The organism is Rhodopirellula sp. MGV (assembly GCF_002251265.1).
Classification (GTDB): Bacteria; Planctomycetota; Planctomycetia; order Pirellulales; family Pirellulaceae; genus Stieleria; species Stieleria baltica_A.
Genome location: NZ_NPDI01000075.1, coordinates 146,332 through 159,272, shown reverse-complemented (window position 1 = coordinate 159,272; position 12,941 = coordinate 146,332). Strand labels below are relative to the sequence as shown.

At 56.7% G+C, this 12,941-nt stretch carries 10 protein-coding genes; 3 read left to right on the top strand and 7 right to left on the bottom strand.

Annotated elements, in window-relative coordinates:
* Positions 1-38 precede the first annotated feature (38 nt).
* Positions 39-1,226: a serine protease gene (locus tag CGZ80_RS26525; RefSeq protein WP_094418847.1), complete on the top strand. Its 1,188-nt coding sequence runs from the start codon at positions 39-41 to the stop codon at positions 1,224-1,226.
* A gap of 13 nt (positions 1,227-1,239) precedes the next feature.
* Here the strand turns inward: CGZ80_RS26525 and CGZ80_RS26520 are convergent, their stop codons facing one another.
* Positions 1,240-2,010 carry a helix-turn-helix domain-containing protein gene (locus CGZ80_RS26520; protein ID WP_094418700.1) on the bottom strand — a complete coding sequence of 257 codons (771 nt, stop codon included), beginning with the start codon at positions 2,008-2,010 and terminating at the stop codon, positions 1,240-1,242.
* 138 nt (positions 2,011-2,148) lie between these two features.
* Between CGZ80_RS26520 and CGZ80_RS26515 the strand changes: the two genes are divergently transcribed.
* Together CGZ80_RS26515 and CGZ80_RS26510 are read left to right on the top strand one after the other, a co-directional pair.
* The gene (locus tag CGZ80_RS26515) at positions 2,149-4,353 is read left to right on the top strand and encodes a glycoside hydrolase family 32 protein (protein WP_158222863.1); all 2,205 of its coding nucleotides are present in this window, start codon (positions 2,149-2,151) and stop codon (positions 4,351-4,353) included.
* Between the two features lie 251 nt (positions 4,354-4,604).
* On the top strand, positions 4,605-5,579 hold the full coding sequence (locus CGZ80_RS26510; RefSeq protein WP_094418698.1) for an AEC family transporter: 975 nt from the start codon (positions 4,605-4,607) through the stop codon (positions 5,577-5,579).
* A 3-nt stretch (positions 5,580-5,582) separates the two neighbouring features.
* Here the strand turns inward: CGZ80_RS26510 and CGZ80_RS26505 are convergent, their stop codons facing one another.
* The 6 genes from CGZ80_RS26505 to CGZ80_RS26480 form a co-directional block, all read right to left on the bottom strand.
* A complete protein-coding gene (locus CGZ80_RS26505; protein ID WP_094418697.1) occupies positions 5,583-6,608 on the bottom strand; it encodes a hypothetical protein in 1,026 nt (341 codons plus the stop codon).
* A 76-nt stretch (positions 6,609-6,684) separates the two neighbouring features.
* On the bottom strand, positions 6,685-7,845 hold the full coding sequence (ribD, locus tag CGZ80_RS26500; protein ID WP_094418696.1) for a bifunctional diaminohydroxyphosphoribosylaminopyrimidine deaminase/5-amino-6-(5-phosphoribosylamino)uracil reductase RibD: 1,161 nt from the start codon (positions 7,843-7,845) through the stop codon (positions 6,685-6,687).
* A gap of 14 nt (positions 7,846-7,859) precedes the next feature.
* Entirely contained in the window at positions 7,860-10,067 is a 2,208-nt protein-coding gene (locus tag CGZ80_RS26495; protein WP_094418695.1) for a tetratricopeptide repeat protein, read from the bottom strand.
* A 234-nt stretch (positions 10,068-10,301) separates the two neighbouring features.
* Positions 10,302-10,781, bottom strand: a complete 480-nt coding sequence (locus CGZ80_RS26490; RefSeq protein ID WP_094418694.1) for a putative molybdenum carrier protein — start codon at positions 10,779-10,781, stop codon at positions 10,302-10,304.
* Between the two features lie 47 nt (positions 10,782-10,828).
* Positions 10,829-11,578, bottom strand: coding sequence for an RluA family pseudouridine synthase (locus CGZ80_RS26485; protein ID WP_094418693.1), 750 nt, complete (start codon positions 11,576-11,578; stop codon positions 10,829-10,831).
* Complete coding sequence (locus CGZ80_RS26480; RefSeq protein ID WP_094418692.1) at positions 11,575-12,846, bottom strand: competence/damage-inducible protein A; 1,272 nt, start codon at positions 12,844-12,846, stop codon at positions 11,575-11,577. Before CGZ80_RS26480 ends, CGZ80_RS26485 begins: the two co-directional genes overlap by 4 nt.
* Between the last annotated feature and the right edge of the window lie 95 nt (positions 12,847-12,941).

Sequence of the window (12,941 nt, the reverse complement as noted above, 5' to 3'; positions counted from 1 at the left end):
AACGTTTTTCAACGCAATGGCGAAAACAGGTGGTCAAGATGTCCTTCAAGAATTCACGAGCAGTCGTTTGCATATTGGTCGCAATGATCGCGACTTCGGTCGGTGTGCGGTCTTCGCGGGCGGATTCGGGGCAATATAAAAAGGTCCTGCAAAGCGTCGCGTGGGTGATCACCAGCAATGCGGAAAACGAGACCAGCACTGGGACCGGCGTTTATGTCGATGCCGAAAAACGGCTGTTGCTGACCAACTCGCACGTTGTTGGCGACAGTCGCAAAGCGGTCGTGTTTTTTCCAGATTCGCCAGACGGAAAGTTGGCGGTGCGCCGTAAGCATTATTTGCAGAACATCTTGAAGCTGGGCATCCAGGGCGACGTCGTTGCCGTCGACCGGAAGCGTGATCTGGCGCTGATCGAATTGCCGCGTGTGCCCGCGTCGGTCTCAGCGATCAAGCTGGCGGACGAGAGCACCGCTCCGGGGACGAAAGTCGACTTGGTGGGCAATCCCGGCGATAGCGAAATCCTGTGGGTCTACACCTCCGGGACGGTTCGGTCGGTGTATCAAAAGAAGTTCAAATCGACACACGGCGAGCATGACTTCATGGCAGTCGAAACACAAAGCCCGATCAAACCTGGCGACAGCGGCGGACCGATCGTTGACGAAGAAGGCCAACTCGTTGCTTTGGCGCAATCATTCTCGCCGCAAAGTGCGTTGGTCAGCTTTTGTGTTGACGTCAGTGAAATTCGGCAGATCCTGGCCAGCCCTTGGAAGAGTGCTCCGTTGGCGACACGTGTGATGCTGGATGAAGTCGGTGTGACGTACACGCGGCACAGCAGCGGTCACTACCAAATCGATCATGCGATTGGCGGCGGACAGAAGCAAGCGGTCTTCGTCGCACAGAATACTGAGTACCACGGACGTGCTGATGTGCGTCGGATTTGGTCGACCGTCCAAACGACCGCGAGCACTCCAAGCGAAGAGCTGATGATGCGATTGATGCGTCAGAACTCGGCAACAAAAATCGGGTCTTGGGCGATCGAAAAGAACGACGACGGTTATATCGTGTTCTTCGTCGCTAAGTTGGATGCGACGGCAAGCGACGAAGCGATGGAAAGCACGATTGACTATGTGGCCCGATTGGCCGGTGCGATGCAAAAGGATTTGAATCCCAAGCCAAGCGAAGCGTCCGCCGAAGCCACGCTGGCGGCATGGTTGGACATGAAGAACTAAGGTGGTGCGATCGTCAGGACGATTTGTTGGAAGCGAGATGGGCCATGCGAAATTGGCGAGGCGTCATGCCCATACGTTTGCGAAAGTGCTGTGTGAACGTGCTCTGATCACAGAAGCCGTGATTGACCGCGACATGGCAGATCTCTTCGTCCGATCGCAGCAATGATTCGGCGGCGGATTGAATTCGCATCCGCAGCATCAGTTCATAGGGCGGTATCCCAAACGTATCGTTGATCTTGCGATTCAGTGTTCGCACCGAAGTCCCGATACCTTCGGCGAGTTCGTCAGCTGAAACGATCCTATCCAACCTAGTTCGCAAGTAGTTGACCGCTTGCGTGGCTTCATTGACCGGCCGCAGGACTTCGCGATCCAAGTCCCGACGCGAGATGCCCATCAATCCCACGATTGGTGCGGGCTTGCTGGCGGTCTTCTTGCCAAACAGCGGAACTTTGGTTGTCACGCACCAATCGGGCCGCCGGTCTTCGTCCAGCCAGACTTCCAAGCGATTGACCAGTGGTTTGCCCGTTCGGAATACCCATTCGTCGTCGGCGCGATAGGCGGCGGCCAATTGTGGGGGGTAAACCTGTTCGTCGACCTTGCCGATGAACTCGCTCTCGTCTTTCATCCCCAGCCGTTCCAGAATCATTGCGCTGGCCGAAATCAGGCGACCGTCACGGTCTTTGACAAAGAAGTAGACGCCGGGAAGGTGGTCGAAAATGCCACGGATCGCGCCGGAATCGGCGAGACTGTCAAAAAAACGTTTCTGGAAAACATCGGCACGCATGGCCGGATCATAATGTTTTTGGCAGCAAGTCAAAAGACGTTTCCACGGCCTCTAGCCAAGATGAATCCCGCGAACCGCACTCCGGTTTGCCAACCCTGCTCGTCCCCCCTCCAACTAGACGCATCTTCGCGGTTCCCCATGCTTCGAAAAACAACAGCCGACCTGATTCGTGATTGCCGCCGCGGCGTGGCATCGATTGCGATCGCGTGTCCGATTTTTGGTTTTGCAATGCCGACCTATGCGGCCGACGACCTCGTGATCGCGGACTTCGAATCAAAGACCTATGAACCATGGACGGTGACCGGCGATGCGTTCGGGCCAGGGCCGGCCGAAGGTACGCTGCCTGGTCAGATGAGCGTGGATGGTTATGCCGGTAAGCGATTGGTCAACAGTTTCTTTGAAGGTGACCGGACGACCGGCACGCTGACATCGCCCGCGTTTTCGATCGAGCGAGACTACATCGGTTTCTTAATCGGCGGGGGCAAGGACACGCAAAAGCTGGCATTGCAATTGCTCGTTGGTGGCGAAGTCGTACGAAGTGCGACGGGGCCGAATGATCAGGCGGGCGGCAGCGAACGGCTGGACCAAGATTCCTGGGATGTCAAAGACTTGAAAGGTAAGCAAGCACAGATCCGAATCGTTGATCAAGCAACCGGTGGCTGGGGGCACTTGAACGTTGACCAGATCGTCCAAACCGACACGCGTCCGGTAGGCCCAATCCGTAACGCCAAGCGAAACTTCGTTGCCGACGCGACCTACCTCAACTTTCCGATCAAAAATGGTGCTGACAAACGCGAGGTCACGTTATTGGTTGATGGCAAGGTTGCGGTTGTCAACACGATGGAACTTGCTGACGAAGGTGCCGATTGGTGGGCACCGATGGATGTCAGCGAGTGGCAAGGCAAAACGCTGACGGTGCAAGTCGACAAGCTTCCCGAATCGTCGCGTGCACTTGAGTCGATTGAGTTGATGGATGAGCGAAAACAGAGTGACAACTTGTACGCCGAGCCGATGCGCGGCCAGATTCACTTTTCGCCCATTCGAGGTTGGAACAACGATCCCAACGGGATGGTTTACTACAAAGGCGAATACCATTTGTTCTTCCAGCACAATCCGTACGGCTGGGGATGGGGCAACATGCACTGGGGCCACGCGGTCAGCCGAGACATGGTTCACTGGACCGAACTGCGTGACGAATTGCTGCCGGATGAGATGGGTCCGATGTTCAGCGGCAGCGCCGTCGTTGACTGGAATAACACCAGCGGTTTCGGAAAAGACGGAGAACCACCGATGGTGTTGTTCTACACCGCGGCCGGCAATCCGACGATTCAAGGTTTGGCGTACAGCACCGACGGACGCAACTTTACCAAGTACGAAGGCAACCCGATCGTTGGCGAAGTGACACCGGGCAACCGCGATCCCAAAGTGATCTGGCACGAACCTAGCAAACGCTGGGTGATGGTTTTGTATGTGGAGTGGAAAGGGAAACACACGGTCCACTTTTACACCTCACCAAACCTGCGTGACTGGGAGTTGGCCAGTATCACCGATGGCGATGCCCCAGGCGGGCGTTATCTATTCGAGTGTCCTGACTTCTTTGAGCTGGCGGTTGATGGCGATCCAAACAACAAAAAATGGGTGCTAACGGCGGCGGACAGTGTGTATGCGATCGGTTCGTTCGACGGAAAGAAATTCACGCCAGAATTCGAACGACTGCCCGGCCACCAAGGTCGTGGATTTTATGCGGCGCAGACCTTTAGCGATGTTCCCGAAAGCGACGGGCGGCGCATCCAGATCGGCTGGTGGCAGACCGATACGCGGGGAATGCCGTTTAACCAAAGCATGACGATTCCGTTGGAACTGAATTTGATTTCGACCGACGATGGGCCACGCATGACGTTTGCACCCGTTCATGAATTGGAAACGCTTCGGGAAGTAACACACGACCTTGGGGCGTTCGAGCTCACCGAAAAGGACGCTAATCCTATCGATCAAATCCGTAACCAATTGTTAGAGGTCGAAGTTGAATTCGAGCCCGGTGATGCCGAGCAGATCGTATTCAACATTCGTGACGTGATGGTTGTTTATGATCCCCAGTCAGAACGTTTGCATGTCGACAATCATTCGGCTGCCGCACCGCTGCGTGATGGCAAGCAGCGTCTGCGGATTTATTGTGACCGAACGGGCGTGGAAGTTTTCGCTAGCGATGGACTGTGTTACGTTCCGCTGCCGTTCAATACCAAGCCTGAGAATCAACGCGTGCATTTCGAGGTTCGCGGCGGATCGATCGATGTCAAATCGATGAAGGTCCACGAGCTTCGTTCGGCTTGGAAAGGGCACTAGTTTTCTTGGGGCTTTGTGTCGTTTTCAAATCGAGGCGACACAACGCCGGGGATCGTCCGCGTACTGAGAGCGATCCAGAAAACGTCGCGGGGGGCTCCAAAACGACATGCCGTTCGATGCCATCGTGACTGGTGAACGAACGTGGTGGGAGGCGGCGTTGTCGTGCGACTAGCGGTGAATGTTTGCCGAGTAGGGTGAGCGTTGTCATTTGGTGATTGACACTTCAGTCGGTTTTCAATGATAACGCTGGCATGACAGAACTTATGCCCATTATCGCATCCGTAATCGGCGTCTTCCTTGTGATGGGAGTCGGCGCCGCATGCCGTTACGCCGGCTGGTTGACCGCTGAAGCTGACCGCACGTTGGCAAACGTGACGGCGAATGTGTTGATGCCTGCGTATTTCTTAAAACAATTTTCACCGGGCGGTAACACCGGCGAGAAGATGGAATCGCTCTCGCTGGCGAACACCTGGCAAGCGCCCTTGATGGGGTTTTTGGCGACAGCGATTGGGTTCGGAATCGCGATGTTATTTGCCCGTAAAATCGGGCCCAAGGTCGGTTTGAAAACCGATGCGTCGCAGCGGGCGTTCGCATTGTGTGTCGGGATTTGCAATTACGGATACATCCCGTTGCCGCTTGCGGAGACGTTCTATCCCTCAGCGGTCATCGACCTGATCATTCACAATGTCGGCGTGTCGATTGCACTTTGGTCGATCGGGATTTCGATCATCAGTGGGTCAGGCGGCGACGGCTGGAAAAAAACGCTGACCAGTATTCCGCTATGGGCAGTGGTCTTGTCGATCGGTGCCAGCATGATCGGGTTAACCGAGCGGATTCCTGTCCCGGTGATGAAAGCTGTCGATGCTCTTGGCGTTTGTGCGATCCCGATGGGATTGTTGCTTAGTGGTGCGATCATCATCGACTTTATGCGTGATCGAACCTGGCGTTCCGAGCCCGGAGTGATCCTTTCCGCGATTGGGCTCCGTCAGATCGTACTGCCGGCGATGTTGGTCTTTTTGAGCGGAGTGATGGTACCGTCGACCGACTTGCGGATCGTCGCGATGCTGCAAGCCGCGATGCCGTCAGCCGTGTTTCCGATCGTGCTGTGCAAGCTGTACGACCGTGATACGCAAACCGCACTTCGCGTGATCCTGTGGACCTCGCTGACGGGATTATTTACGATCCCGTTTTGGCTTGCGTTCGGCGGTTGGTGGTTGGGCGTCTAAACGCTACTTCGCCGGTTGCCCGTTGGGGAGACCCACGTTTTCTTTGGGCGTCACTTTTTCACCTGCGATGAACACGAGCGTCGACGTCGTAACCGACTCGGTGACTTGCTTGCCAAACATCTTTTTCGCATAGGGCACTGCGGACAGTTCCGGTGACACCTTGGTCTCGGTTTGTTCGCTTGTCTTGCGGATGAACGGATCCAGCATCAGCACGTTGCCCGAGGCAAGCTTCTGTGACGTTGCCGCTAGGCGGGTCTCGTGTGTGGGAACTTGCAGAGTCAGCTTTTTGTCGCCAATTCCGTACAAGCTGTATTCTTGCACGTCGGTTACTTGGGACTGTTGCAGTTTTGTGCGGATCAAGAGTTCTTGGTCAATCCATTCGCCTTCGACAGCCAAGTGGATGCCTTCGTTAAGGACTTCGATTCCGGATTCAAACGAGACTTGGTTGTCCAGTGCGACTTCGCGGAGCTTGGAAACAAACGGGCGCTGTACCATCTGTTCGATCGCACCGGTTTGGCCCGGAGCGACAATGATCTTGGGCGTGCTCACAATGCCGCTTTGTGGGTTATCACGAACAAACGCCATCGCAGATTGGAATTGTTCTGGTGTGAGCGAGGCCGTGCTGATGATGCTGCCAGAAACGGTGCGGCGTGAGCTGGCCGCTGTCGAGTCGCTGGCGGCTGCCGCAGGGGCTTTGTTTTGGGCCTCGATCGTTGTGATCTCGGTTTGGATGTTTTCGTGGTTGATCTGTTCATAGATCGATTCACGCGTTTCGTCGTTCACATCGACGATGTAGATCTCGAATCGAATCAGTTCGCGGGGGATCTCGTGCGAAACTTGGCGGAGCATTCGCAAGGCGATTGTTTCACCTTCTCCCACCTGTATGACGTTTCCGCTAGCAAAAGGTCCGGAGTTCGGGGCTTCGGTTTGGCCCGCCGTTTTAACCGCCGGTTCATCGGCAGTCGCAAGCGATCCCGAAAGCCCAGCCAGAATGGTGAATGCAGCCGCACGGATCCAACCTTTCTTCATCTCACCGGTTCCTTCACGAGTTTGAAAACAGACACGGAGTCTATATCAAAAGACGCGGTTCGGCGGGAAGAGGAAACTATTGCCTTCGGTAGATCAGCCGCACGTCATCGTCGAATTTGTCGACTTGATCGAGCGTGAATTGGGGCGTTTGGGCGAGTTGTGCAATTCCACTGCCTAGGATTGGTCCAGGTGCGGTGGCACCGCCGAACAATTTGGGGCCGACGTAGGCATGGATTTCGTCGATCAGACATTCGTCGGCCGATTCGCCGATCAGGCTTGCCATCAGGTTTGGTCCGCCTTCGATCATCACGTTGGTTGCCGGTTCTTGTCCGGGCAAGCCGCTTGCGCAGCGGCCGAGGATGTCTGGCAAGCTGTCATTTTCGGCGAAGCAGATGATCCCCAGCGACTCCAGTTGGGCCCGTTCGTCTGGATTGACGAAGGGGCTGGTAAACAGGTACGTCGGGATGTCTTTCGCGCTTTGGACCAGTTTGGAATCGACCGGTGGCAGTCGACCACGGGAAAAGATCATCCGCTTGGCGACTCGAGGCGGAGTGGCGGGATTGCCGTCGGCGTCTGTCAGTCTGGCGTTGAGCATGGGGTCATCAGCAAGGACGGTCCCCATTCCGACCAAGATGCCATCGACACGGCCGCGCAGTCGGTGCACATGGCTGCGTGATTGTGGGCCGGAGATCCATTGGCTTTCGCCGGACGTGGTGGCGACGCGACCGTCGATGGTCATCGCCCATTTCGCGATGGTCCAAGGTTGGCCGGTGCGAAGCCGTTTCAGGTAGGGCGCGTTCAAGCGTTTTGCCTGGACCTCTTGGACTCCGACAGTGACATCGATCCCATGGTCGCGTAGTTGTGCCAGTCCGCCGCCGGCGACTTTAGGAAACGGGTCCTGCATGGCGATGACGACGCGTCCAATTTTGGCGTCGATCAACGCTTGGCTGCATGGTGGCGTTTTGCCGTGGTGACAACACGGTTCGAGTGTCACGTACGCCGTCGCGGATTCTGCATCAGCGGGCGAGTTCAAGCTGCGAAGGGCTTCTATCTCGGCGTGCGGTCCGCCGAATCGTTGATGGTAGCCCTGCCCGATGCACTGGCCATCTTTGATGATGACACAGCCCACCATAGGGTTCGGTTCCACGAAACCCTCGCCGAGTTCGGCGAGGGCGATCGCTTTGCGCATCCAGAGTTCATCTCGATGCGTTGTGGCAGCTTGAGAGGACACGGGCATCGGCTGTCCGGAGATCAATCCATTCCGGGAACCCAGAGCTTGCTGCCGCCGTCAGGCTTCGGCTGGCTCGGCGAGTCTGGTGTCCAGAGACCTTCGCTAGCTGGTTCGGACTGTGGTGCTGGCGCGGGAACGAAGTCGTTTCCGCCGCCTGCCATCGCTGCGGGACCGCCCATTGGTCCGGCGCCGGGGCCGGTTGGAGCACGAAGTGAACCATCGGGACGAATGACGCCCAACTGCATCAGGATTTGCTGAACGCGAGCCATCACGCTGGGGTCGCTACCGTAGTTCTTTTCGATCTCCATGATCGTGCTGCGGAAGCCTTCTTGGTCGGCTGTCATCAAGCACAGTTCCATTTGGATCATCAGGACCGATGCGAAGTTCAGTCCGTGCTTTTTGGCAAACACCATTGCTTCTTTGCCGATTCCGATCGCTTCGACGGGCGCCGCGGTCGACATCATCCAAACCAGATAGCCTTCGTAGGCGAGTTGCTTTTCTTCTTCGGTCGAAGCGGTCGGAGCCTGCAGTTCGACCAGGCGTTTGGCAAACTTGCGAGCAGCGTTCTTGGCACCGATTTGACGTGCCGACGAAGCCAAGTAGTACAGCGGGAATGCGCTCAGCTTGCTTGGGTCGATACGGAAATAGTCGGCTGGCGGAAGCATGTTCGCTTCTTCGTCATCCGGCGTCAGAACAGGAAGTGGCTCGACATTGCCGGCTTCGCAAATCTGTCCCAGCACGCCTTCTAGGCTTTGGAAACGCTCGTAGCCTTCGAGGATTCGCAGGTACGCGGCGCGAGCGAGTGCCATCGATTCATCGTTGGCGACGTCATTTAGCGATTTTCCGCCGAGCAGTTTGAGGTTCAATTCACACGCCCGCTTTGCGGTGTTGGCAAGCGAGAAGTCGAGGTTGTAGCGGGTGAACTCTTCCATCGACTTGGGGTTTTCCAAGCGGATCGGACGCTGTTCTAGTTCGCTTAGCAGCGGGGTAGGCAATGGATCCTTGACTTCGATCGTGCCTTCTGGGATTGCCGATTCGAAGACCGCTTTGACCGAGTCGACTTGGTCTTCGCTGACGTCATAGGCCAACACATGTGGCTCTTGATCGGTTTGGCGTCCGAAGACACAAGCGATGCAAAGGGTAACAGCAGCGTCAGCGCCCTTTGGTTCGCCTTCGGCAAGTTCGCTGGACAGCTCGCGATCGGCGATAAAGAACGCGCTGCGTGGTGGCACACTGTCTTCGGTGATGCGCAGACGGGATGCTTGTGCCGGTTCCAACTGCTTGGTGCGGTTGCTGGCCATCAAAGCCATCTCGGCTTGCTCGACGTCTTTGAACTCCATGCGGACCGTTGCCGACTTGGGAGCCAGTTCGTCGCGTTCAAGCAGCAATGCCGCAATCGCAAGGTAGCGTTGACGCTCGACCAGGTCCAAGCCTTCGGCGGCCGACAGTTGGCGAGCCATTTCGGATTGGCGTTCGGTGTCACCACGCCAGATCGCACAACGCAGCAAGCCAGACAGGATCGCCGGTTGTCCCGGTGCGGTACGGCGCAGCGATTCGAATTTGTCTTGGGCAAGCAGTACCTTGTTGACGTCAAGCAATGCGATCGCTTCGTCATAGCGTTCTTGCCAGTCAACACCTTCGGGGCATTCGATCAAGTCCGGAATGTTCTTGAGCAAATGGTTGATCATCGGAGAGTTGTCCAGCGAAGCCATGAAATGTTGGGCTTCGGAGGAATCGTATCCGTTGGCGCCGAGAGGCAACATCGCGAACAGACGTGCCGACAGGATCGATGCGTTTTGAACCAAGCCCATTGCGACCAATGTGGCGACGTCCATCAAGAACGAGTCGATGTTTTGTCCGCTTTCGTTGAACGCTTCGAGCAACGAATCGGTTGCGACTTGCATCTCCCCTTTGGCAACCGAGACGGCGGCACGTTGGGTCAACGCGAGCGGGTTTGACGGTTGCAAGCGAATGAAACGTTCGGCGTTATCGGCAAGCGACTCGAGTTCTTGCAGTCCGAGCAGCAAGCGACCGCGGATCGCCAGCGCCCAAGCGGCGTCCGAGTGCTTTTCCAGAATCGATCGCAATTTGTCCAATGCCGGAACCACTTGGCCGCCTTCGACCATCCGCAACACTTGATCCATCTGGCCGACGGAATCTTTGCATTTGCAGAACTTGATTTTCTTTCCGTTGCCGCAAGGGCAAATCGCGTATGGATCGACAGACATGAATTCTGGTTGCCAGAGTTAGTGGAGGCGAGCAATCTCCGCTCACCGGTGGGGGGCATCGCAAGGACGCTTTGATTGTTCGGTTGCTGGATGGTTCGGCGGTGACGCTGGTCAGGACCAGGAAGCGTCGAACACGGCGGTTTCCAGGGGCACAATGGTACCACGGGAGCGGCATTTTCCCCAAGCCCTCGATTCGCCGTGGCAAGGTATCGCGTGAGCTGCCAAAACCACGCCCTAAGTCGCAAAAGCTTGCAAAAGGAACTCCAGAGCGCGAGCTTCGATCTTTGGCTGGCTGCTATCGCGAGGTCCGGCCACGTTCAGCACGCTTGGACGTGTCTGCGCCAGCCATTCGCGCAGTCGATCAAGGTTCTTGGGGTCGATTTTGACACACAGGCAATCGCGATTGTGGCGTTTCGCCAAACGCTGGGTCAGCAACGTGCCGCCTTTGAGTTTTCCTTCGTAAAGGATCAACGTGGCATCGCTGTCGACCACGTTTTGTTCCGTCCGCGGCGGGTACTCCGGCGAATCCATTTCCTGCAATTCGTAACGACTGGGGATGGAGCCGTCTTCGCTCAGTCGGCCTTTGGGGCACCAGCCGCCATGTTCGATGCCCAACGCGAGTGCGGCTTCCAAACCCGCGCGATCGACGCCCGTTTGGCCACCGGACACGATGCGCTGTGGAACGAAAGTCGGCGTGGAACGGTCTTGATTCAAATCGTGAAACGGAGATCGAGTATCACTGGCTCACTAGCACTGGCTAGCTAACACTGTCCCAGCCAATCGATGACCTGAGATTCGATCTTAGGCATCGTGGGGATCCAGGGAAAGCGTTGTCGCCAACCGCTGGGCAGATCAGCGGTGAATTGTAAACGATCGCCTTTGGTCGGATGTTCGATCCCCAAACGCCAACTGTGAAGCGTGATGCCGTCGGCAAAGTTTTCTTCGCTGCCGTACTTTTGGTCGCCGACAATTGGGCAACCGCGTTCGGCGAATTGCAAGCGGATCTGGTGCTTGCGGCCAGTCAATAGTTTGACGGCGACAAGCAGATGTGTCTCTGATTCGGCAAGTGACGTGTATTGCAGTTCGGCCGATTGGCAGTCTTGTTTCCCATGGCGGTCGACCCGCATGCGGTGTGCCGCGTCGTCTTTGTAGACTTGGTCACGCAAGGTTCCAGATCCGGACGAAAGAGACGCATCGGGATTCGCAACGACTGCCAAGTAGACCTTCTCCGCCCGGGATGTCACCTTCTTGCTTTTGCCGGGGCCGCCAAATTGAATGGTTAAACGCGAGGCGGCTTTACTGGTCCGCGCGAGCACGAGGACACCGGTCGTCAAACGGTCCAAGCGACTGACAACGCCGATGTAAACGTTGCCCGGCTTGTTGTACTTGCGACGAACATAGTCACACGCCCAGCGGTGTGCGGTCAGTTGATCGTCTTCGGCACCCATCGTGGCCATACCGGCCGGCTTGTCGACAACCAGCAGATGGTTGTCCTCGTAGATCACGTTCATCGTGCCGCCTTATCAGTCGCCGATACCGTGTCAGTGTTTTCCCGAAGGAGATGCCGGAACCAGGCCAGTGCGGCTTTGGCGATCCGAGGCTGGATGATTGATGGATGGCCGCCGATGCGACTGGTGGTGCTGAACCGTTCGCCGGTGGGCGAGAGAACAATCAGTTCTACATCGGCAGCTGGCAGCGGAGCTTCATTGCTGCCTTCGAGTGACGGATACTGATCAACGGCGAGCAGCCAATCGGCGGAAGATTGGTGACGCAGCTGTTCGAGTGCGGCGTCAGGCGTGACTCCCAGAAAGCTTGCGAGATCAGAGAGCTCGGCAAACGTCATCCCACCGCGATGACTTGGCGTTGGCCCAAGCGTTGCGAACCAGTCGGCGAGCTGCGCGGCATAGCCGAATTCGACCGTCACGACGCTTTCGCCACGCTGTTGTAGTTCACTGTCGACGGCATGAAACTGTTCGTAGTCTTCGCCATCGCCGTAATGCAAGTCACCGACGCGTGAAAGGATTTCTTGACGCGTCGATTCGATTTGCGCGAGGCATGCATCTTTGCTGCGGTCGATCGCGGTGATCCGCAGCGAGATGGTCGCGGCGCTGACCGTGATCCCGACACGTGGCGTTCGGTCACGTTCGATCATATCGCCTAGCCGTTGTTCCATATCGCTTTCGCCAGTCCCGAAGAACTTCATCACAAAATGTTCGATGTGATTGGCTTGTCCTCCGGCCATGGCCATGATTCGCGGTGCGACGGTGTCGTCAAACATTCGCATCATTTCGGCGGGCACACCGGGCAACGCGAACACGCGGCAGCGATTGTCGTTTTCTGTCAAGACAACATCGATGCCTGGCGCGGTGCCTTGGGGATTGAAAACTTCGTCGCTGCTGACGGGGAACATCGCTTGGATCTTGTTCCGCTCCGGCATCTCGCGATTGCGTTTGGAAAACAGCGATTCGATGTGGTCGAGTGCCGACTGGCGGAACTCCAGCGGCTCATTCGCTGCCGCGGCGAGGGCTTGCCGCGTCAGGTCATCGCGGGTTGGCCCCAGTCCACCTGTCGCGACGACGATGTCGGCACGTCCCGCTGCGATGCGAAAGACATCGATATTGTGCTGTAGCGTATCGCCCACAGTGCTGTGGAATTCGACTTCGATACCCAGTTCGCCCAGGCGTCGGCTGAGCCACTGCGAGTTGGTGTCGAGACGGGCGCCGCTGGTCATTTCATCGCCAATGGAAATGATTTCGGCGCGAAGCGTGGATTCAGACATTTGCCGGGAGACCTGGAGATCAAAATCGCGACCACCATCAGTCGCCCGACAATGTTATAGATCGAAGGAAACGCCCCGAGAAGCGAGGCACTGTG

Bases quoted from the DNA above. Each gene is read 5' to 3' on its own strand.
- CGZ80_RS26525 (WP_094418847.1), top strand. From the start codon at position 39: ATGTCCTTCAAGAATTCACGAGCAGTCGTTTGCATATTGGTCGCAATG.
- CGZ80_RS26520 (WP_094418700.1), bottom strand. From the start codon at position 2,010: ATGCGTGCCGATGTTTTCCAGAAACGTTTTTTTGACAGTCTCGCCGAT.
- CGZ80_RS26515 (WP_158222863.1), top strand. From the start codon at position 2,149: ATGCTTCGAAAAACAACAGCCGACCTGATTCGTGATTGCCGCCGCGGC.
- CGZ80_RS26510 (WP_094418698.1), top strand. From the start codon at position 4,605: ATGACAGAACTTATGCCCATTATCGCATCCGTAATCGGCGTCTTCCTT.
- CGZ80_RS26505 (WP_094418697.1), bottom strand. From the start codon at position 6,608: ATGAAGAAAGGTTGGATCCGTGCGGCTGCATTCACCATTCTGGCTGGG.
- ribD (WP_094418696.1), bottom strand. From the start codon at position 7,845: ATGCCCGTGTCCTCTCAAGCTGCCACAACGCATCGAGATGAACTCTGG.
- CGZ80_RS26495 (WP_094418695.1), bottom strand. From the start codon at position 10,067: ATGTCTGTCGATCCATACGCGATTTGCCCTTGCGGCAACGGAAAGAAA.
- CGZ80_RS26485 (WP_094418693.1), bottom strand. From the start codon at position 11,578: ATGAACGTGATCTACGAGGACAACCATCTGCTGGTTGTCGACAAGCCG.
- CGZ80_RS26480 (WP_094418692.1), bottom strand. From the start codon at position 12,846: ATGTCTGAATCCACGCTTCGCGCCGAAATCATTTCCATTGGCGATGAA.